Below are 20,422 nucleotides of genomic sequence, written 5' to 3' on the forward strand. Positions count from 1 at the left end.
ATTGTTTGGAAAGTAGCATGCGGTAAGTGTGGAAGATGCAGAACTAAGCGCCTTCAGGTGACAGTGAAAAATGAATCGTAGTAAACTATAAGTTATGCAGGTTATGCTCCTGTGAAACCTACTGGCAAGCATAGAAGCACCTGCTTGCATCTTCACACTAATTCGAGGAGTATAGTAAGGAAATAGTGTGCTCGTATGCTGAAACTACCACAGTCTAAGATTCAGCTGTGGCCGTTGAGCTCGAAGGATTACCCGAATAACCCGTATTTTATAATGCAATAAATAGCCCGGAACCCATCACGCCAGCCTATTTTCTTGCCCTCAGCGTAGGTGCGGCCATAGTAGCTGATGCCAACTTCGTAGATGCGCACATTGGGGACGCGGGACACCTTGGCCGTTACTTCCGGCTCGAACCCGAAGCGTTTTTCTTCCAGCGTCAAGCCCTGAATAATGTCGCGGCGGAACAACTTGTAGCAGGTTTCCATGTCGGTCAGATTCAGGTCGGTGAACATGTTCGAGAGGAAAGTCAGGACGGCATTGCCGATGCTGTGCCAGAAGAACAGAATCCGGTGCGGATTGCCACCCATAAAGCGGGAGCCATATACCACATCGGCAAAGCCTTTCAAAATGGGCTTCAGCAACAGATTATATTCTTCGGGGTCGTATTCCAGGTCGGCATCCTGAATGATGACGTAGTCGCCGGTAGCCTCCCGGATGCCTGTGTGCAAAGCCGCGCCTTTGCCCTGGTTTACGGCATGTTGCAGCAGCCGTAAACCCATTTCGGGGTAGCGTGCCGCATAGGCCTGAATGGTTTCCGAGGAGTTGTCGGTCGAGCAGTCATTGACCAGAATAATCTCTTTCTGAATCCCGTTGACCAGCTTCAGCTCCCGCAGCAAATCTAGAATCTGATGGATAGTGCGGCCTTCGTTATAAACCGGAATGACGATGGAGAGCTTGTGGAAGGCTAGCAAAGCAGGAAGAGAATAAGCGGAAACTAAGCAAAAGTAGAGCGAAAGGGGGATTTGTTGGAGGTTAATTGCTGAATTGTTTGCTTACCGACGGGAGTCTTGTGCGGCGCGTAGTTGCAATCCAACAGTTTAACACTCAGTCATCAACCACTGTGCCTTACAGGTTGCCAGTGCGGCCGCCGTCTACGGGTACGTTGATGCCGTTGATGTAGCCGGCGGCTTCCGAAGCCAGAAACGCCACGGCGGCCGCCACTTCAGTGGCCTGCCCGAACCGATGCGCTGGAATAGTCTTGAGCATAGCAGCTTCTATTTCTTCCACTGTTTGCCCGGTTTGCGCTACTTTCTTTTCAATCAGGGAAGTGTGCCGTTGCGTGACGGTAGCGCCGGGCAGCACATTGTTCACGGTAATACCATGAGGGCCAAGCTCCGTGGCCAGGGTTTTGGCCCAGTTGGCCACCGCGCCGCGAATGGTATTGCTGACGCCCAAGCCTGGCAGCGGCTGCTTAACCGAAGTACTAATAATGTTGATGATGCGCCCGTGCTGCCGGGCCTGCATGGCTGGCACCACTGCCTGCACCAACAAGTGGTTGCACACCAAGTGCTGCTCAAACGCCGCCCGAAATGCATCAACAGAAGCCTCTAGAATCGGGCCACCTGCTGGGCCGCCCGTGTTGTTCACTAAGATATGGAAGCCTTCTGGCTGCGTTGTTAAGTACTCGTGCAGCCGCTGGCTAAGTGTTTCAGGGGCCGTGAAATCCGCTACAAGGTAAGTGTGGTGCTGGCCAGCGGGGGTAGGTAGGGCGGCGGCTACTTCACGCAGTTTCACTTCGTCGCGGGCCAATAAGGTGATGGTAGCGCCGCGCTGGGCCAGTTCCTCCGCTACGGCTCGGCCAATGCCTTGGGTACTGCCGCCTACCAGCGCGCGTTGGGAAGTAAAGTTGTTGTCCACGAGAAGAAGCTGGGAAAAGTGAGCTTAAAACTACATAAAATACCAACTGGCCTACTGATAAGCTAAGGCAAAACCAGCTTTTCCGTAAGTTCGCTGGCCGTTGTAAGAATGTCGGACGCGGCCCGCTTTTATCTAGATTATATGTCGCTTGCTAGTTGGTTGCTGCTAACGGCCGTCGTAGTTGAGTTCCTGCTATTTACTTTTCTGCGTAATCTGTTTGGGCCATTTATCAGCCCGGTAGTGTTGTGGTTGGCGGGGGTAGGAGTAGGAGTAAGCGGCCTGTGGGCATTCCGGAGCCAGCCGTTGCCCGCTCTGAATTCGTTTAAGCAGCGGCAGGTGGGATTGCTGCTACCGCTAGCAGCGCTGGTCTTGTTCGGCACCCGGATAGCCAAAATGTTGCAGCGGATGCCCATTGATCCGGCGCAGTCAGACGTCATTCCTTTGATTCAGGTGGTTGTGCGGCGCTGGCTGGCCAGTGAACCGGTGTACGTCCCTATTCACGACTTTGGCTACCTGCTGTATCCCACCTACCTGCCGCTTACCTGGCTGCCTTTTGTGCCCGCCGAGCTTCTGGCGTTTGATTACCGCTGGATAGCTTTCGGTGGTTTTGGGATAGGAATACTAGTAGGAGCCAGCTTATTGCTACGCCGCCGCTTGCCGCTGCCAGCTGCGTTGGGGCTGCTGGCTGTGCCGTTGCTACTGCTACAGGGCTTGCTGCAAACCAATCCTAGCACCCTGACTAATACCGTAGAACTGCTCATTGTAGGCTTCTACCTGCTACTAGCGTACAGCGTATGGCGCGGGCCGTGGTGGGCACAGGCTTTGGCGCTTACCTGCTGCTTGTTGTCGCGCTTTTCATTGGTGTTTTGGGTGCCGTTGTGGCTGGCGTTGCTATGGCAGCAAGCGGGCCGCGGGGTAGCATTGCGCGTGGCGGGCCTAACAGCAGCGTTAATACTCGCTATTTACGTTGTGCCTTTCCTAAGCCACGATTGGGGCGCGTTTGCGCGGGCGCAGCTAGCGTATACAAATGCTGCCATCGGCGAGTGGGAGCAGTTAACCTTCGGCCAGCCCGAGCATTTGTACCGGGGGGTGGGGCTGGCTATTTTCTTTCACCGGTTTACGCCCGGCCCCTTGGCGCAACAGGTTCAACTGGTTCGGTTGGTGCACGCCTGTGCGTGCGTAGCTGTAGTGGTAGCCGCCGCCACTTACTGGTTCCGGCAGCGGCCTCGCCTCGACTACCGCGTGTTTGCGCTGCTTGCCTTGAAAGTGTATCTGGCTACATTTTACGCCTTTGTGCAGGTGCCCTACATCTATCTGACGCTGGTGGGCGTAGCCCTTGCGTGGCCCATACTACTGCTGCTACCAACTCAGTCGGCTGGGGGCGCTGGCGGGGCAGCATTGTCGGCCGAATCTTGAGTGAACGGACACAGCTCTGCATTAAGTTCGGCGTACCACTTACCTTTCTACTGCTTATTTCACCTTCTTTTCTCTGACACCATGCCTGTAGCTCGCCCATTCAACCTGCAAAAGTGGATAGATGAACACCGCCATTTGCTGAAGCCCCCCGTTGGCAATCAGCAAGTGTTCAAAGACAACAAAGACTTTATTGTGATGGTAGTAGGAGGCCCCAACGCCCGCAAAGACTACCACGTGGATGAAGGTGAGGAGCTATTCCTGCAAATGGAAGGCGACATTGTGGTGAAGATCATCGAGGACGGTAAACCGGTGGATATTGAAATCAAAGCCGGGGAAATGTTCCTGCTGCCGCCCGGGGTGCCCCACTCGCCGCGGCGGCCGGCCGGTTCGGTGGGGGTGGTGCTGGAGCGCTACCGCACGGCGGGCGAGTTGGATGGCTTTCAGTGGTACTGCGAAAACTGCGGCAACAAGCTCTACGAGGAGTACGCCGAAATTACTGACATCGTGAGTCAGCTCCCGCCCATTATGAACCGGTTTTGGCTGGATGAGCACAAGCGTACCTGCCAGGTGTGCGGCACCGTAATGGCCCCGCCAGCGCCGGTGGCAGCTCCCGCCGAGTAGCGTTGCAGCTTCACCCAAGCTAGGCTACGGCACCACTCATCTGCTAATTCGTTGCTCACCGCCCCACCCCGGCCCCGTGCTTCACATCGATATTCACACCCATATTTTACCGGAACGCTGGCCCGATTTGCGCGAGCGGTACGGCTACGGCGGCTTCATTCGGCTGGAGCACCACAAGCCCTGCTGTGCCCGCATGATGCAGGACGACAAGTTCTTCCGCGAAATTCAGGACAACTGCTGGGACCCCGCCGTGCGCATGCGAGAGTACGACCAGTTTGGGGTGCAGGTGCAGGTGCTCAGTACGGTGCCGGTGATGTTCAGCTACTGGGCCAAGCCGCTCGATGCGCTGGACCTCAGCCAGCTGCTCAACGACCATATTGCCGACGTGGTGCACCGTTACCCCACCCGTTTTGTGGGCCTCGGCACCGTGCCTATGCAGGCCCCCGACCTGGCCGTGCGCGAGCTGGAGCGGTGCATGAAGATGGGTATGGCCGGCATCCAGATTGGCTCGCACGTGAATGACTGGAACCTGGATGCGCCGGAGCTGTTCGAGGTGTTTGCGGCGGCGGAAGAGCTGGGCGCGTGCGTGTTCGTGCATCCCTGGGACATGATGGCGCAGCAGAAAATGCCGAAATACTGGCTGCCCTGGCTGGTGGGCATGCCCGCCGAAAGCACCCTGGCGTTGTGCTCGTTGGTGTTTGGGGGAGTGCTGGAGCGGCTGCCCAAGCTGCGGGTGGCGGTGGCCCACGGCGGCGGCACGTTTGCCAGCACCATCGGCCGCATCGAACACGGCTTCAAGGTGCGCCCCGACTTGTGCGCCATCGACAACAACGTGAATCCGCGGGAGTATCTGGGCCGCTTCTGGGTGGACTCCTTGGTGCATGACCCGCTCATGCTCGACTACCTCACCAAAACCCTGGGCCCCGACAAGATTGTGCTGGGTACCGACTACCCGTTTCCGCTGGGCGAGCTGACACCGGGGGAGCTGATTCAGGCCATGCCCTTCCCTGACGAAATGAAAGCCCGCATGCTGGGCCAGAACGCCCTGGACTGGCTGGGGCTACCCGAGGCACAAGTAGCCGGAATTCTGGCGGGGCGGTAGTCGGGCAGCCGCCTATCTTTGCCCCAATGACTTCCTTCGAACCGACTCCCGACTTCGCCGCTCAGCTTGATGCGCAGGACCCGCTGCGCGAATTCCGCCACCAGTTCCACATTCCGCCCGGCCCCGATGGGCAAGACAGCGTGTATATGTGCGGCAACTCTTTGGGGGTGCAGCCCCGTACGGCTCGTGCCGCCGTGGAACGCCAGTTCACCAACTGGGAGCAGCTGGCGGTGGAAGGTCACTTTCTGGGCGATACGCCGTGGATGAATTTTCATGAGCGCCTCACCGATGCCACTGCCCGTATAGTAGGTGCCAGGCCCGTGGAAGTGGTGGTGATGAACAACCTGACCACCAACCTGCACCTGCTGTTGGTGTCGTTTTACCGGCCCACCATTGCGCGCTACAAAGTGCTGATGGAAGGCGGCGCTTTTCCTTCCGACCAATACGCCCTGGAAACCCAGGTGCGCATGCACGGCCTCAGCCCCGATGATGCCATTGTGGAGCTGGTGCCCCGGCCCGGTGAGCATACGTTGCGCACCGAGGATATTCTGGCGAAAATAGAGGAGCTGGGCGGTACGTTGGCTACCGTCATCATGGGCGGTATCAACTACTACACCGGCCAAGTATACGACATGGCAGCCATTACCGCCGCCGGCCACGCCGTGGGCGCAAAAGTGGGTTTCGACCTGGCCCATGCCGCCGGTAATATCCCGCTTCAGTTGCACGACTGGGACGTGGATTTCGCCTGCTGGTGCACTTATAAATACCTGAATTCCGGGCCTGGCGGCGTGGCTGGGGCGTTTGTGCACGAGCGGTTTGCCGACCAGCCCGAGCTGCTGCGCCTAGCCGGCTGGTGGGGTCACGACGAAAAAGTGCGCTTCAAGATGCAGAAGGGTTTCCGGCCAATGCGCGGCGCTGCTGGCTGGCAGCTTTCCAACAGCGCCATCCTGACCATGGCGGTGCACGAAGCCGCTCTGGCCGTACACGAAGCCGCCGGGGGCATGGCCGCGCTACGCCGCAAAAGCGAGCAGCTAACCGCTTACCTGGAGTTCCTGATTACGCGCCTGAACCTGCCCAAAACGCAGCTCGAAATTATTACCCCTACCGACCCCGCCCAGCGCGGCTGCCAGCTCTCGTTGCTGGTACACCACAACGGCCGCGACTTGTTCGAGCACCTGGCCGCCGCGGGCATCATCGGCGACTGGCGCGAACCCAACGTAATCCGGCTGGCCCCGGTGCCGCTCTACAACTCGTTCCGGGATGTGCAGCGCGTGGGCGTAGTACTGGCCGAGTGGGCCGAGAGTAATTGAGAATAGTGGAATAGCTGAGTAAGTTGTTTAGATAATGCGGTTGAGTATCTAAAACAGCTTACTCAGTTGCTCCGCTACTCAGTTACTCTCTTGTGTAACATTTCGGGCATCATTCACCACGTATCGGTGTTTTACGTTTCAACTACCAAGATTCGGTAGTCTTTTTATTGATCTACAGAACCATGGCTGATGAATACGCGGAGAAAATGTCCCGCAAATCCTTGTCTGAGCTGCAACTCTACGTGCTAAACCGCGCTGAATACCGCGAGGATGCCGTGTTGGCTGCGCTCAATGAACTAGAGCGGCGCGGCGAACAGCCAGCTGAAGCCGCGGCCATCCGGGCCGAGCTCTTGCCTATAGTTGAGCAGCAACGCCAGGAGCAAGCTAAGCTCGTAAACGCTAGCCCGGTAGCGGATATACTACCCGGCCAAGCAGCAGCAACCGAAGAGGGGCCAGCTCTCTATTCGCCGGGCACTATTGTGCTGTTTTCCTTCTTCGTTGGTGGTATCCTCATGACCATCAACATGTTCAAGCTGAAGGAGGTCGGCAAGGCTTTGCGCATTATGCTGTTTGTGGCCGTAATGCTGGGCTGCTACTACTACGTGCATTGGGCGGCTATTCCCAACCAAACCCAGATGATAATCAGTGTGGTAGTGCAGTTGGTGGCCATTTTTGCGTATCTGCTGTACTTCTGGCCGCGCTACGTGGGCGCCCGGCCGTACGTAAGCCGGCAATGGCTGCCGGCTATGTTTATCTGTTTGCTGATTATCGGTGGGATGTACTACCTGCTGATGTCAGCCGGCGTGGCGCTACCTAAATAGCCGCTACCCGTATTCTCCGGTCCTGTTCAACTCCCGCTGTGTCGCTCACGCCCGTTCCGTTGCCGCAGGCCGAGGTACTGCTCGACCCAACATTTCTTTCACCGGAAAGAGCGGCCGAACTCCTGGCCGAACTGACAACTACAATTCCGTGGCGGCACGAGCCGATTAAGCTGTTCGGCAAGGAAGTGCTACAGCCCCGGCTTACCTCCTGGCACGGCGACCCAACTGCGCGCTACGCCTACTCCGGCCTGGCCCTCGACCCGCAACCCTGGACGCCCGCACTGCTGCACCTGCGGCAGCAAGTGGAGGCTGCCGCGCAAACGCACTTCAATAGTGTGTTGCTCAACCTCTACCGCACCGGCCAAGACAGCATGGGCTGGCACGCCGACGACGAGCCGGAACTAGGGCCGGCTCCGGTTATTGCGTCGGTTAGCTTGGGGGCCACCCGCCGGTTTCGTTTGCGGCCGCGCAACCCGCAGCTTATTCCGCATGCTCCTGTTTCGTTGGATTTGCCTACCGGTAGCTTGCTGCTCATGCGCGGCACCACGCAGCAGCATTGGCTGCATGCAGTGCCCAAAACCGCCCGTCCTACTGAGCCGCGCCTCAATCTTACCTTCCGGCTGGTAACAGGGCCGTAACTAACCGTTAATGCCCGTCCGTGGCGCTTAGTAGCGAATATCAGGGTGGCCGCCGAGGTTGGAGGAGTCACCGCCACCTACCAGAAAATCACCAATTCTGAAAACGTCATTCAAGGCGTTTTGGGTGGCTTCCAGCATCATTTCGGCAATACGAATTTGGTCCAGCGGGTCGAAGGGAGTGAGTGGCATGATAAGGAGCAGTCGGGGTGGGAGAGAAGCGTCGGCCACAAGAAACGAGAAACAGTGGAAGACTTAGTGTTGAGCTTAACCAAGAAGCAGAAGTTTCAAGCCAGCCGCCTGTTCAATTGCTTCGTTTTATAATTCAAATCTACGGGCATGCACGATAGGTAAATTGAGGTTTACGATGAACCTAGGACGAAAACAAGTTGAACTTGTGTGTTTGTCCGATGAACTGCTCCCGCCGCATGGTCTATATTCAGGCTGAATACTTAGCTTCGCTGTTACCACCCACCCAACAAGCCTTCTATGTCCGACGCGGCCTCTCCTTCTGCATCCACCAACCGTTCTGAACAGCTTACGCTAATGGGCGCGGGGCTAGTGGGCTCCTTGCTGGCGCTGTATTTGGCCCGGCACGGCCACAGTGTAGAAGTATTTGAGCGGCGCGCCGACCCCCGCTTGGCGGGGCCGCTGGAAGGCCGCTCTATCAACCTGGCCCTGTCCGACCGAGGCTGGCGTGCTCTCGAAGGCGTAGGCATCGGCGACGAAATTCGGCGGGTGGGCATCCCGATGTACGGCCGCGTCATGCACGACCAGCACGGCAGCCTTACCAACCAGCCGTACGGGCAGGAGGGGCAGGCCATCTACTCGGTGTCGCGGGCTGGGCTGAACCGTACCCTGCTGAACCTGGTGGAAGCCGAACCCGGCGTGAAGCTGCATTTCAACCAACAGTGCCTGCACGTAGACCTGCGCGAGCAAACCCTGCACCTACGCGACGCCAGCACGGGCCAGGAAAAAGTGCAGCCGTTCCGGCGCCTGTTCGGTACCGATGGGGCGTACTCGGCTGTGCGTAGCGCCATGCAGAAAACCGACCGGTACAACTACTCGCAGAGCTACCTCGACTACGGCTATAAGGAGTTGAATATTGCGCCCGGCCCCGGCGGCACCTGGCAGCTAGAGAAGCACGCCCTGCACATCTGGCCCCGCGGCCAGTACATGATGATTGCGCTGCCCAACCTCGACGGCTCATTCACTTGCACCCTGTTTTTCCCCTACGAAGGGCCGCATTCCTTTGCCACGCTGCAAACCCCGGCGCAGGTGCAGGCTTTCTTCGAGGAAGTGTTTGCCGATGCCGTGCCGCTGATGCCGGAACTCACCCAGGATTTCTTCGAAAACCCCACCGGCTCGTTGGTGACGGTACGCTGCTACCCTTGGGCTTTCGACGATGACGTGCTGTTGATTGGCGACGCCTCACACGCCATTGTGCCCTTTTACGGGCAAGGGATGAATGCCGGCTTCGAGGACTGCTCGGTGCTCAACTCGCTCCTCGACCAGTACGGCTCCGACTGGCACACCATTTTCAAGGAGTTCCAAACCCAGCGCAAGCCCAACGCCGACGCCATGGCTGACCTGGCCATCTATAATTTCGAGGAAATGCGCGACCGGGTGGCCGACCCTCGGTTTCTGCTGCAAAAGAAAATCGAAAGCAAGATTTCTGCGCAGTACCCGGGGCAGTGGTTGCCGCTGTACTCGCAGGTTACGTTTTCGCACACGCCCTACGCCGAAGCTCTTGCCAACGGCCAGCGGCAGGAGCGCATTATGCGCCGCCTGATGCCCCACATCCACACCGAAGCCGACTACGACCAGCCACAGGTGCAGGAAATGTTGCGCGAGCAAATGCACCAAGCGTAGAGTGCCGGTGCTTACGGGCAGGTGCCACGAGGCTAGATGCTAGTTGGGCGAACCTCGGCGCGGTAGGCAGTAACCTGTTTCACTGCTTGCATGACAGGCTGTGCCGTCGTGGGGGTGGCTGGCAGAATGGTTGAGTGTTGTGCCCGGATGCTGGCCCGTAAGGTAGCCGGTGCCATCGGGCCAACCGCCGACAGCAACAGCAAGCCCAGAAAACCGGCGGAAACAAAAAAGCAAATCAGAGTACGGAACAGGTGCATAGGGGAGTAGTAGGTGTGTAGCCAACCTACGCCCAGCCTCGTCACCGTGGATTCTATTGATTGGTACTATTGGATGAAGTTTGGATTTCACTGGATAAAGCACCGTTTCTTGTCGTTGAAACAGTCAGTTCAAGCAAGAGCGTAATTGCACAGGCCTGAAACGAACATGACGCTCCAGCTTACTTCAGCGCTAACCCCGCTCCAAATCCGATAACCAGGCTTACTCCCAGCGCAAACCCTGCCCACGCCTGCGCTGGCGTATGGGCCCGTAGCGTAAGGCGGGCTTTCAGGACTGCGCCTGCCATAGCCAAGCTGCCCAGCAGCCACCATAGTACAGGAACGGCTTGTGGGGCGCTTATGCACAGCAGGGCAAACAAGCCCACCGTACCACCAGCCCCCGCGCCGTGCGCCGAGATTTTCCAGCGCAACGAAACCACCAGCGTCAGCAGCACCGTCAGGGTCATGCCTAGCATCATGTAGCGCAGCAACGGGTCGAGGGCTTCCGTGGCAGTATCCAGCAATACAGCCCCTATTCCGAAGCTAACTGTGGCTAGCAACAGTGGCAGAGGGCGTTGTTGCCGCTCCCGCAGCTCCAGGGTGCCATTTATCGCGCCGGTCCAGATTAACAGGGCCGTACCCAGCGTAGGGAGCCCAAACGTGAATAGCACCACCAGCGCAACCAAGCGCCAGCGGTCAGGCAACGGAGGGTATTGCACCAGTGCCGGCAGTTGGTAGCAGACCACATAATAGAGGTAGCTGGGCAGCAGCAGAGGGTGGCAAACCGCCGAAAAAAACAGGGCAATAGGGCGGTTCAAGGAAACAATAGGACCAGGGCCCACAGATAAGACAAGCAAAACTACTAAAGCTCCTGCGGTTTCGCTCGCACTTTCCTATCTTTAGGAAACCTGCCAAAGGAGATATGTGTCTGTTGAGCAGGCTCACTTTACATCTTACTATTATAGCATGAAGCGTACAATACTCGGTGTCCGGGCGCGGCAATTATTACTTGGCTTGGCAACGGCCGGCACCGTGGGCGGAGGCGCCTGGTGGTGGCAGCATCAGGCCGAAAAATCGGAAGTAGCCTATGAAATGCGGGAAGAGCACGAAGGCGAGGAAGAAGAGGACGAAGACCGCCCTGACCGTCCTGACCTAGCCTTAGAGCAGGACATAGCCCGGACAATGGACCCCGCCTTAGGCAGGGTGCCGAGCGAGCGACTGGTGCCGGCCCAGCAATATGCCCAGCAGCTCTTGGCCCAGCGAGCCAATATGCGCCCTACGGCAGGTAGCATTGCCCTCACGCAGTGGTTCGAACGGGGCCCAGCAAACGTGGGCGGCCGCACCCGTGCCCTGCTCGTGGATGCTGCTGACCCCACTGGCAATACGGTGTGGGCTGGCTCAGTAGGCGGGGGGCTTTGGAAAACCACCAACGGCCTGGCAGGAGCCACAGCCACTACCTGGCAAAGCATTGACAACTTTTTCGCCAACCTGGCCATCACGGCTCTTGTTGCCGACCCGCGCAATGCCAACACCATGTACTTTGGCACGGGCGAAGGGTTTTTTAATGCCGATGCCGTTCGGGGGCAGGGCATCTGGAAGTCCACCAACCACGGAGTTACTTGGGCGCAACTGCCCAGCACCAACGGTGTTGATTTTCAGTACGTGCAGAAGCTGTTGGTGCATCCCACCAATGGTGACTTATACGCCGGTACGCGCAACGGCTTATTCCGTAGCTCTAATGGCGGCACCACTTGGGTGAAAGTGCTGGGCTCCGGCGTGGGGGCTGTATCCGACCAGATAGCGGATATTGAAATAGCGGCCGATGGTACCTTGTATGTTGGCACAGGGTTGAGGGCAACCGATGGTATCTACCGCTCTTCTACTGGCAACGCTAGTTCCTGGACCAAGCTCAACACGCTGGCTAACTCGGGCCTGCCAACTACAGGTTACTACCGCATCGAGCTGGCCTGCGCGCCGAGCCGGGCGCAACGAGTGTACGCCATTATGCAGAACTCGGCTAACAGCCAAGTGCTGGGCCTCTACCGCTCCGATGATGGCGGCGACACCTGGGTAACCATGACCTTTCCGGGCGGTACGGCCTCTACACTCGCTAGCAGCCAAGCCTGGTACGACCTTATAGCAACCGTGTCGCCCACCAACCCCGACCTGATCTATGCTGGTGGCTTGGATATGTGGCGGTCGGCTACGGCCGGTGATGATCCGGTTATCTGGACGAAAGTATCGAACTGGACAGCCGCTACAACTTCGCCCGGTTACCTGCATGCCGACCACCACGCCATTGTTTTCGCTACGCCGGATATTTGCTACTTCGGCAACGACGGCGGCGTATCCGTTACGCAAAATGCGGCGGTGGCCACGCCGGCTACTCCCATCTTCAGCACCCGTGTCAACAACTACAATGTAACGCAGCTATACGCCTGCGCCGTGCATCCTACCAACGTGAATTATTTTCTGGGAGGAACGCAGGATAATGGTACGCAACGCTACAACGGAGCCGGAACGGTGAGTACCACGGTGGCCACGGGCGGCGACGGTGCTTTCTGCTTTATTGACGAAGACGAGCCGCAGTACCAGTTTACCAGCTACGTGTACGCTCAGTATCGGCGGTCCACCAACAACGGTACCAGCTTTGCGAACCAAAATATCAGCTCTTCATTGGGCTCGTTCATCAACCCCACCGACTACGACAGCCGCTCCAATGCTATGTTTGGCGGCTATGGTGCCAATGCCATGTTCCGCTGGCTTGATGCCACCACCACGGCCGGCACCACTGCTACGAGCGTTGCGCTACCCGGTGCTGGTACGGTTACGCACGTAACCGTGTCGCCAGGCGTGCTTGATCGAGTATACGTGGGCACCAACTCGGGCAAAGTGCTGCGCATTGACTCCGCCCGGAATGTAGCACCGCGTACCCCGGTTATCACCGAAATCAAGGGCACTTTCTCGGGCTCGGTTTCCTCGGTAGCTGTAGATAAAACCAACGAGCAGCACCTGGTGGTTACGTATTCCAACTATGGCGTAGTGAGCGTGTGGGAAACCACCAACGGCGGCACCGCCTGGCGCAACGTGGAAGGCAACCTGCCCGACATGCCCATCCGCTGGGCGCTGTTCGACCCTACTGATGGTACCCGCGTACTGCTGGCCACCGAGCTGGGCGTGTGGGGCACGGATAACCTGTCGGCTGGTACCGTCAGCTGGATACCGGTTAACAACGGCCTGGCCAACGTGCGGGTAGACATGCTGCGCATGCGCACCTCCGACAAGCAAGTGGCCGCCGCCACGCACGGCCGCGGCCTCTACACCACCGACGCCCTGCGCGTACTGAGTACCAACAAAGGCAAGGCCGCCGCCACCAACGGCTACGTGCGCAACGCCTACCCCAACCCCTTCCGGGAGCAACTGAACGTGGAGCTTGACCGGCCCGCTGCCGCTGGTACCACCTTCACCCTCACCGATATGCAGGGACGGGTGGTGCACCGCGCCACCGCCCGTGGCAACGCCCGTGAGCAGGCTGTACAGCCGCCATCCAACCTGGCATCTGGCGCCTACATCCTGCAAGTGAAAGGCAACGGCCAAATCGCCACCCGCCGCGTAGTGAAGCAGTAGAGAATACTGATTTAATACAGAAGAAAGGCCCGAAGCAACTTGCTTCGGGCCTTTCTTCTGTATTAAATGCTTTATTATGAAAGCTGAGCGCCGAAGTATTACAGCTCCTTGCGCAGGCGGGCTACCGGGATGTTGAGCTGCTCGCGGTACTTGGCCACGGTGCGGCGGGCAATGTTGTAGCCGCGGGCGTTGAGCATCTTTTCCAGCTTGTCGTCGCTCAGCGGCCGGTCTTTCTTCTCGCCCTCAATGATTTCCTTGAGGATGTGCTTCACTTCGCGGCTGCTGGCGTCCTCGCCCGAATCAGTGGCAATGCCTTCCGAGAAGAAGTATTTGAGCGGGTAGATGCCGAACTCCGTCTGCACCGATTTCGAGTTGGCCACCCGGCTGATGGTACTGATGTCCATCCCGATTTCCTGGGCTATGTCCTTGAGAATCATGGGGCGCAGCTTGCTTTCGTCGCCGTCCTGGAAGAACTCGCGCTGGTAGCGCACAATGGCATCCATGGTGCGCAGCAGCGTGTTCTGGCGCTGCCGGATGGCGTCGATAAACCACTTGGCCGAGTCCAGCTTCTGCTTCACGAACGTCACGGCCTCCTTTAGCTTCTTGTCCTTCTTCGAGCCTTTGTCGTAGGCCCGGAACATGTCGGTGTAGGCGGGGCTCACGCGCAGGTCGGGGGCGTTGCGCGAGTTGAGCGTGAGGTTGAGCACGCCGTTGTCGTTGGTCAGAATGAAGTCGGGGATGATGTACTGCACCTTGCCGCTGCCCACCGGGCCACTACCGCCGGGCTTGGGGTTGAGCTTCAAAATCAGCGCAATAGCCTCTTTCAGCTCGTCGTCTTCCAGGTCTAGGCGCTGCTGAATGCGCTGGTAGTGCTTCTTGGTAAACTCATCGAACGTCTCGCTCAGAATCCGCTCGGCGTGCTCGGTGTTTTCGTCCTGGTGGCGGCGCTCCAGTTGCAGCAGCAGACACTCCTGCAAGTCGCGGGCGGCAATGCCTGCCGGGTCCAGGCTTTGCACCAAACGCAGCACGGCCTCAATTTCGGGTACGGTGGCTTCAATGTTCTGCGCAAAAGCCAGGTCGTTGGCAATGGCCGACAGGTCGCGGCGGATGTAGCCGTCGTTATCAATGGAGCCGATGAGCTGGCGGCCAATGGCTTCCTGCTTTTCGTCGAGGTCGGCAAAGCCCAGCTGGTCGAGCAAACTGTCGATAAGGGAGCCGCCGGTATCGGCCAGGGGCATTTCCCGGTCGTCTTCCTCTTCGCCGGGGCCGTCGCCCTGCATTTTGTAGCCGGCTATTTCGTCGTCGTTAAGGTAGTCGCTCAGGTCGAGGTCGTCGGCGCTTTCCGATTCCTTCACCTCCAGCGGCTCGTCTTTGGTGGGTAGCTCTATTTCCGGCTGTTCTTCGCCTTGGTCGTTGCTGTCGAAGTCCTCGTCCAGCGTATTATCGGGGTTGTCGAACTCGGCATCAGGGTCGTCGAAATCGTCGTCCGAATCATCGGAATCGTCGCGCTCCTGCTCCTCGAAGTCGTCGTCCGCGTCGTCGCCTTCTTCCAATGCGGGGTTAGCCTCTAGCTCCTCCTTGATGCGCGCTTCCAGCTCTGCCGTCGGGATTTGCAGCAGTTTAATGAATTGTATTTGTTGGGGTGACAGCTTCTGCGAGAGAAGCTGCTTCATATCCAGTCGTTGCATACGCTAAAAACTCAGGCGCTCCGTCTAGGTGAAAAACGGGGGGTGGTTCAGTCAAATATAGGCCTTTCTGTACTTGGGTTAGGCGGAAAATGTTGGCGTTGCACCCGCCTTTCAAGGTGGCCGACTGTTGCACTGCGCTTATTGGGTGCGGTTCTGAGCGTAGGGTACGGGGCTAGCTCCCGCCCGGCGTTGGGCGGCCTGCCTTAAAACAAAGCAACGATGGGCGGGGGTTAGCCCCGCCCATCGTTGCGCTTCCTTGGCAACGGTCCGCCAGCGTGAGATAAGAAAGGTGTTCTTACGCGCTACCAAATCTTCTACCTTTGCTGTTCTATCTATTCAATTCGAGAACCGAAAGCCCGATGTCTGACCTTAGAAAAACCAGCGTGCAGGAGTTGCTCCGCAGCACCGACCTGGACCGCGAAGTGCTCCTGAAAGGCTGGGTACGCACCCGCCGCGGCAACAAATACGTGCAGTTCATTAGCGTCAACGACGGCTCTACCATCCATAATATTCAGGTGGTGGCCGATGCCGAGAAGTTTTCGGACGAGAGCCTCAAGGAAATTACTACCGGTTCGAGCGTGGCGGTGCGCGGCAAGCTGGTGGCCTCGCAGGGCAAAGGCCAGGCCGTGGAAGTGCAGGCCGCCGAAATTGAAGTGTACGGCGCCTCCGACCCCGAAACCTACCCGCTGCAAAAGCGCGGCTCCGACCAGAAAGGCATTTCGTTGGAAGAGCTGCGCAAGATTGCGCACATGCGGCCCCGCACCAACACGTTTGGAGCGGTGCTGCGCATTCGGCACGCCATGTCGTTTGCTATTCACCAGTACTTCAACGCCAACGGCTACTTCTACGTGCACACGCCCATCATCACCGGCTCCGATGCCGAGGGTGCCGGCCAGATGTTCCGCGTAACCACGCTGCCCGACGTGAACCCGCCGCTCAACGACGCCGGCCACGTGGATTACAAGCAGGATTTCTTTGGCAAGCCCACCAACCTCACCGTATCGGGGCAGCTGGAAGGCGAGCTGGCGGCTATGGCGCTGGGCAAGGTGTACACGTTCGGGCCTACGTTCCGGGCCGAGAATTCCAACACGGCCCGCCACTTAGCCGAGTTCTGGATGGTGGAGCCCGAAGTGGCCTTCAACGACTTGCAGGACAACATGGACCTGGCCGAGGATTTCCTCCGCAGCCTGGTGCGCTACGCCCTGGAGCACTGCGCCGACGACCTGCAATTCCTCAACGACCAGTACGACAAGGAGCTGCTCAACCGCCTGAAGTTCGTGACCGACAACGAGTTCCAGCGCCTGACCTACACCGAGGCGGTGGAGATTCTGAAAACGGCCAGGCAGAAGTTTGAATTCCCGGTGGATTGGGGCACCGATTTGCAGTCGGAGCACGAGCGGTACCTGGTGGAGAAGCACTTCAAAAAGCCGGTTATCCTCACCAACTACCCCAAGGAAATCAAGGCCTTCTACATGAAGCTGGATGACGATGGCCGCACCGTGCGCGCCATGGACGTGCTGTTCCCCGGCATCGGCGAAATCATTGGCGGCTCGCAGCGCGAAGAGGACTTGCAGAAGCTCAGCACCCGCATGCAGGAAATGCACGTGCCCGAAGAGGACCTGTGGTGGTACCTCGATACCCGCCGCTTCGGCACGGCGCCGCACGCCGGCTTCGGCCTGGGTTTCGAGCGCCTGATTCTGTTCGTCACCGGCATGACCAACATCCGCGACGTCATTCCCTTCCCCCGCTTCCCCAAGAGCGCCGAGTTTTAGAATTGTACTATGGCACGGTAGAGTTGTAAACCTACCGTGCAACCCGTATACTTGCTTTCATTGAAGAGCTTGTTCGGGGCGTTTCGAATCAACCTTCGAGCCGCCCTGAACAAGCTCTTCACTTTGAAAGTGGCGTATGCACGCCTGCTTTACCCCGCCAAAACCTGCCCTGAGTTCCGCCCGAATATCCTGTATTAGTTGAAAGCCGCGGCTGCTTTTCCTGTGCCCGGAAACGGCTAATACAGAATTCCCATGATTACCGATGCCTTTGTAGCAGCAGCTGCCAGGAAAGCAGTTGGCTGTTATCATTCACCGTCTAATCTGGTACTGTTATGCGTGCTCAGCCTGGTTATAGGCCTGCGGTAGTTGCCACGGGAAAATCCCTCAGCTCTTACCGGGTGGCGGTACTTGCCATTATTTCCCTGGGTGTTCTGTTCCGGCTGTTTCACTTCTTCTATAACCGCTCGTTGTGGGAAGATGAAGTGTACCTCTCAACCGGCATCGTGGAAATGAGCTTGCGGGAACTGCTCACGAAGCCACTGCCGCACTTGCAAAGCGCCCCGCCCGGCTATCTGCTGATAGCTCACTCGTTTGTAGTGCTGTTCGGTAAGAACGAGCAGGCCCTACGGCTATACTCACTGGTTACCGGCGTGGCGGCGCTGTTTTTGTTTGTGCCGGTGGCCCGCTATTTCCTCAGGCCGCTGGGCACCACAGTAGCGCTGGCGTTGCTGGCGTTTGCGCCGCCACTAGTGTACCACGCGGTGGAAGCCAAGCCGTACGGCCCCGAGCTGTTCGTGACGATACTGATTATGTGGCTGTATGTGCGCTACAAAGGCCAGAACAACCTGCGAGCTATGCTGCGGTGGGGAATATGGAGCAGCGTGCTGGTGTGGTTTGCCTATTCGTCGGTGTTTGTGCTGGCGGGACTGGCGGTGGCAGTTGGGGCCGCGTACCTACATAGCAAGCAATGGCCCGTGCTGCTGCGCTTACTGGTTCCGGCGGGGATGGGAGCGGTGAGCTTCGGGGTAGTGTACTGGCTGTTTGGCAGGCAAAGCGCCGGGAGTGGCTGGCTGGTTTATTTCTTCTACAAGTGCAACAGCTATTTGCCACTCACTTCGGCCAGGGAAGCAGTGGTGTGGCTGGGGCAGCGGGTGTTCCTGTTTTTTCACTACCCATTGGGCTTGAGCTGGTCCAACAACAGCATGCTGAAAGCCAGTGAGCAAGTGCTTCAGCGAATGTCGTTGGTGCCGGTGGTATTGATTGGCGCGGGCGTACTGTATTTCTACAAGCACAGCAAACAGTACCTGTTACTACTGGCGGCGGTGTTGCTATTGGCGGTGGCGGCTTCTGCGCTGAAAGCGTATCCGTTCATCGACCGCCTGACGGTGTATCTGGCGCCGCTGGTAATACTGCTGCTGGCCGGCGGCTGCGACTATCTGGTTGCTAAACGCAGCCTACTAACGCAAGCTGGCTACGCGCTGGCCTTGCTGCTGGTGTTCGGGCCGCTTAAAAACTCAGTGGCCCAGGTAGTTACTCCGTACTTATTCGGCGAGTTCAAGAAGTCCTACCACCGCGAGGCCATCCAGTACATCAACGCCAACTACCGCCCCGGCGACGCGGTGTACATTCATTGGAACGAGAAGCCCGCCTACAACCTGTACCGCACCATCACGCCGCTCCGGTTCACTGCCGTGCAGGGCAACGACTACCGGCACGCCGTCGGCAACTTTCCCGAGTATTTCGCCCGAATGGATGCCGAGCTGCACGCCCTGCCTAACACCAAACGTGTGTGGGTTATCTGGAGCAATACCGATACACCAGTCGGCAACTACGTGGGGGACCCGGCCTGGTACTACCAGCACAACGACGGGGTGCAGCGTTTCCGGCAGCATCTGATGAGCATCGGCAAACGGCTGGAGGGCTTCAACCCCGCTGATGGCAACAGCAACACGATGAGTGATGCCCACGTGAGTTTGATGGAGCTATACTGAGGGGTAAGTAGTAGGTAGTTGGTCGTAAGATTGATTGTGGGTTGGTTTCTTGTCACCACCCACTCGCCTAGCAGTAATTGCGCAACTCCTTATCGTCTACGGCCACTAGCGCATCCAGGCGTAGCTCAAATCCATCGGCCAGGCGCAGGTATTCCACTTTGTCTTTGATATAAAGGTCTTGGATGGTGCCGGTGTAGGTGCTGGGCGGCGTGTCGGGCTCGGTGCGGTAGGTGAGCGTGCACGGCTGACCGGTGGTGGCGCGGGCTTCCAGCTCGTCGTAGAAGCTGCAGCTGATGGGTTGGTAGGTTGGAGCAGGCATGGAGCGGGGAATTTTCAAGTTGGACAGAAGTACTTGTACAATATCAACGAGTGTGAGAGCAGAGGGTTATCTTACACTATCCATCACTACCAAATTCCTTTCCATGATGAATACGCTACTCACTTTCTGCTCCCGCGCAGTGCTTGGCCTAACACTGCTGGGGTTTGCCGCTGCCGCGCAAGCTCAGTCGCTTATCACCGTAACTGTTGGTGCTGGTACCAGCGCGGCTTCCACCAACGCGCTGCTTAGTACCAGCACTACCACCAACAAGTACGCGCGCACCGTCTCAATTTACTCAGCGGCGGAGCTGCTGGCCGCCGGGGCACAGGCGGGCTCCTTTACGCGGATTGCCTGGTTTAAAGGCGGAGCGGGTGAGTACCCGGCCAACGATGCCCAGCTAAGCATCTACCTGAAGCGTACCACGGCCACGGCCCTGTCGGCCAATCCAGTGGTGTGGGCCACGGAGGTGGTAGGCGCAACTCCAGTGTACACCAACTCCGCGCTCAGCTTGCCTGCCGGCACGGGCTGGAAAGACTTTGTTTTCTCGGCCCCCTTTGCCTGGAACGGCACCGACAATATAGAAGTGCTGGTAGACTGGTTTCGGAACAGCACCCCAACGGCGGATATTACGTGGCAGTACACTGCCGTTTCGGCCACGGGCGGCGCACATGCTACGCAGGTGAATAGTGCCCTCATTCCTACTGTGCGGTGGGCCGCCAACCGGCCCAACGTGCAATTGCAGCTGGCCGTAGTCAGCGCCACGCACCAGCAGGCCCCGGCCGGGTGGGTGCAGGTGGCCCCCAACCCGTTTGCCGGCGAGCTACAGCTGGCGGTGGGCGCGAATAGCCAAGGGCAAGCTCTGGAAACGATACTTACCGATGCGCTGGGCCGCACCTTGCAGCAGCGGCGCACCTCGCTCGGCGCCGTCCGCACCTTGCAGACCCCGGCCCACCTGGTACCCGGAATCTATTTCCTGACGGTAAGAAACGAAAAGTGGCAGCAAACCTTTCGGGTGGTGCACGAGTAGCGCCTGAGCGCAAAGTGCCGCGTACCCACCACTGGTACGCGGCACTTTGC

At 58.3% G+C, this 20,422-nt stretch carries 18 protein-coding genes; 11 read left to right on the plus strand and 7 right to left on the minus strand.

Features of this window, described 5'->3' with window-relative positions:
* Positions 1–248: 248 nt before the first annotated feature.
* Both J0X19_RS23225 and J0X19_RS23230 read right to left on the minus strand, forming a co-directional pair.
* Complete coding sequence (locus tag J0X19_RS23225; RefSeq protein WP_206986812.1) at positions 249–971, minus strand: glycosyltransferase family 2 protein; 723 nt, start codon at positions 969–971, stop codon at positions 249–251.
* A gap of 154 nt (positions 972–1,125) precedes the next feature.
* Positions 1,126–1,917, minus strand: coding sequence for an SDR family oxidoreductase (locus J0X19_RS23230; RefSeq protein ID WP_206986813.1), 792 nt, complete (start codon positions 1,915–1,917; stop codon positions 1,126–1,128).
* A 141-nt stretch (positions 1,918–2,058) separates the two neighbouring features.
* Here J0X19_RS23230 and J0X19_RS23235 point away from each other — a divergent pair, with 141 nt between their 5' ends.
* From J0X19_RS23235 to J0X19_RS23260, 6 genes are all read left to right on the plus strand, one after another.
* Positions 2,059–3,333, plus strand: coding sequence for a hypothetical protein (locus J0X19_RS23235; RefSeq protein WP_206986814.1), 1,275 nt, complete (start codon positions 2,059–2,061; stop codon positions 3,331–3,333).
* A gap of 81 nt (positions 3,334–3,414) precedes the next feature.
* On the plus strand, positions 3,415–3,954 hold the full coding sequence (locus J0X19_RS23240; RefSeq protein WP_206986815.1) for a 3-hydroxyanthranilate 3,4-dioxygenase: 540 nt from the start codon (positions 3,415–3,417) through the stop codon (positions 3,952–3,954).
* Between the two features lie 76 nt (positions 3,955–4,030).
* On the plus strand, positions 4,031–5,056 hold the full coding sequence (locus J0X19_RS23245; protein ID WP_317194809.1) for an amidohydrolase family protein: 1,026 nt from the start codon (positions 4,031–4,033) through the stop codon (positions 5,054–5,056).
* Between the two features lie 26 nt (positions 5,057–5,082).
* The gene (gene kynU / locus J0X19_RS23250; protein ID WP_206986816.1) at positions 5,083–6,366 is read left to right on the plus strand and encodes a kynureninase; all 1,284 of its coding nucleotides are present in this window, start codon (positions 5,083–5,085) and stop codon (positions 6,364–6,366) included.
* A gap of 182 nt (positions 6,367–6,548) precedes the next feature.
* Complete coding sequence (locus J0X19_RS23255; protein ID WP_206986817.1) at positions 6,549–7,187, plus strand: hypothetical protein; 639 nt, start codon at positions 6,549–6,551, stop codon at positions 7,185–7,187.
* A 38-nt stretch (positions 7,188–7,225) separates the two neighbouring features.
* The gene (locus tag J0X19_RS23260) at positions 7,226–7,825 is read left to right on the plus strand and encodes an alpha-ketoglutarate-dependent dioxygenase AlkB family protein (RefSeq protein ID WP_206986818.1); all 600 of its coding nucleotides are present in this window, start codon (positions 7,226–7,228) and stop codon (positions 7,823–7,825) included.
* A gap of 27 nt (positions 7,826–7,852) precedes the next feature.
* On the opposite strand, the gene J0X19_RS23265 is transcribed toward J0X19_RS23260, so the two are convergent.
* Positions 7,853–8,014 carry a hypothetical protein gene (locus J0X19_RS23265; protein ID WP_206986819.1) on the minus strand — a complete coding sequence of 54 codons (162 nt, stop codon included), beginning with the start codon at positions 8,012–8,014 and terminating at the stop codon, positions 7,853–7,855.
* 297 nt (positions 8,015–8,311) lie between these two features.
* Here J0X19_RS23265 and J0X19_RS23270 point away from each other — a divergent pair, with 297 nt between their 5' ends.
* A complete protein-coding gene (locus tag J0X19_RS23270; RefSeq protein ID WP_206986820.1) occupies positions 8,312–9,694 on the plus strand; it encodes an FAD-dependent oxidoreductase in 1,383 nt (460 codons plus the stop codon).
* Between the two features lie 32 nt (positions 9,695–9,726).
* Here the strand turns inward: J0X19_RS23270 and J0X19_RS23275 are convergent, their stop codons facing one another.
* Entirely contained in the window at positions 9,727–9,951 is a 225-nt protein-coding gene (locus J0X19_RS23275) for a hypothetical protein (RefSeq protein WP_206986821.1), read from the minus strand.
* A gap of 179 nt (positions 9,952–10,130) precedes the next feature.
* Positions 10,131–10,766 carry a hypothetical protein gene (locus J0X19_RS23280; protein WP_206986822.1) on the minus strand — a complete coding sequence of 212 codons (636 nt, stop codon included), beginning with the start codon at positions 10,764–10,766 and terminating at the stop codon, positions 10,131–10,133.
* 148 nt (positions 10,767–10,914) lie between these two features.
* On the opposite strand from J0X19_RS23280, the gene J0X19_RS23285 reads away from it, so the two are divergent.
* The gene (locus J0X19_RS23285) at positions 10,915–13,575 is read left to right on the plus strand and encodes a T9SS type A sorting domain-containing protein (protein WP_206986823.1); all 2,661 of its coding nucleotides are present in this window, start codon (positions 10,915–10,917) and stop codon (positions 13,573–13,575) included.
* Between the two features lie 98 nt (positions 13,576–13,673).
* Here J0X19_RS23285 and rpoN read toward each other — a convergent pair whose 3' ends face one another.
* Positions 13,674–15,263: an RNA polymerase factor sigma-54 gene (rpoN, locus tag J0X19_RS23290; protein ID WP_206986824.1), complete on the minus strand. Its 1,590-nt coding sequence runs from the start codon at positions 15,261–15,263 to the stop codon at positions 13,674–13,676.
* Positions 15,264–15,622: 359 nt separating this feature from the next.
* Between rpoN and asnS the strand changes: the two genes are divergently transcribed.
* Both asnS and J0X19_RS23300 read left to right on the plus strand, forming a co-directional pair.
* Positions 15,623–17,035, plus strand: coding sequence for an asparagine--tRNA ligase (gene asnS / locus J0X19_RS23295; RefSeq protein WP_206986825.1), 1,413 nt, complete (start codon positions 15,623–15,625; stop codon positions 17,033–17,035).
* Positions 17,036–17,433: 398 nt separating this feature from the next.
* Positions 17,434–19,026 carry a glycosyltransferase family 39 protein gene (locus J0X19_RS23300; RefSeq protein ID WP_206986826.1) on the plus strand — a complete coding sequence of 531 codons (1,593 nt, stop codon included), beginning with the start codon at positions 17,434–17,436 and terminating at the stop codon, positions 19,024–19,026.
* A 67-nt stretch (positions 19,027–19,093) separates the two neighbouring features.
* Here the strand turns inward: J0X19_RS23300 and J0X19_RS23305 are convergent, their stop codons facing one another.
* Positions 19,094–19,345 (minus strand): hypothetical protein, encoded by a 252-nt coding sequence (locus J0X19_RS23305; protein WP_206986827.1) that lies wholly within the window; start codon positions 19,343–19,345, stop codon positions 19,094–19,096.
* Between the two features lie 103 nt (positions 19,346–19,448).
* On the opposite strand from J0X19_RS23305, the gene J0X19_RS23310 reads away from it, so the two are divergent.
* A complete protein-coding gene (locus J0X19_RS23310; RefSeq protein WP_206986828.1) occupies positions 19,449–20,372 on the plus strand; it encodes a T9SS type A sorting domain-containing protein in 924 nt (307 codons plus the stop codon).
* Positions 20,373–20,422: the final 50 nt, after the last annotated feature.

The organism is Hymenobacter telluris (genome assembly GCF_017313265.1).
GTDB classification, from domain to species: domain Bacteria; phylum Bacteroidota; class Bacteroidia; order Cytophagales; family Hymenobacteraceae; genus Hymenobacter; species Hymenobacter telluris.

Coding starts and splice junctions, on each gene's coding strand:
- J0X19_RS23235 (WP_206986814.1), top strand. CDS start 2,059: ATGTCGCTTGCTAGTTGGTTGCTGCTAACGGCCGTCGTAGTTGAGTTC.
- J0X19_RS23240 (WP_206986815.1), top strand. CDS start 3,415: ATGCCTGTAGCTCGCCCATTCAACCTGCAAAAGTGGATAGATGAACAC.
- kynU (WP_206986816.1), top strand. CDS start 5,083: ATGACTTCCTTCGAACCGACTCCCGACTTCGCCGCTCAGCTTGATGCG.
- J0X19_RS23255 (WP_206986817.1), top strand. CDS start 6,549: ATGGCTGATGAATACGCGGAGAAAATGTCCCGCAAATCCTTGTCTGAG.
- J0X19_RS23265 (WP_206986819.1), bottom strand. CDS start 8,014: ATGCCACTCACTCCCTTCGACCCGCTGGACCAAATTCGTATTGCCGAA.
- J0X19_RS23270 (WP_206986820.1), top strand. CDS start 8,312: ATGTCCGACGCGGCCTCTCCTTCTGCATCCACCAACCGTTCTGAACAG.
- J0X19_RS23275 (WP_206986821.1), bottom strand. CDS start 9,951: ATGCACCTGTTCCGTACTCTGATTTGCTTTTTTGTTTCCGCCGGTTTT.
- J0X19_RS23285 (WP_206986823.1), top strand. CDS start 10,915: ATGAAGCGTACAATACTCGGTGTCCGGGCGCGGCAATTATTACTTGGC.
- rpoN (WP_206986824.1), bottom strand. CDS start 15,263: ATGCAACGACTGGATATGAAGCAGCTTCTCTCGCAGAAGCTGTCACCC.
- asnS (WP_206986825.1), top strand. CDS start 15,623: ATGTCTGACCTTAGAAAAACCAGCGTGCAGGAGTTGCTCCGCAGCACC.
- J0X19_RS23305 (WP_206986827.1), bottom strand. CDS start 19,345: ATGCCTGCTCCAACCTACCAACCCATCAGCTGCAGCTTCTACGACGAG.
- J0X19_RS23310 (WP_206986828.1), top strand. CDS start 19,449: ATGATGAATACGCTACTCACTTTCTGCTCCCGCGCAGTGCTTGGCCTA.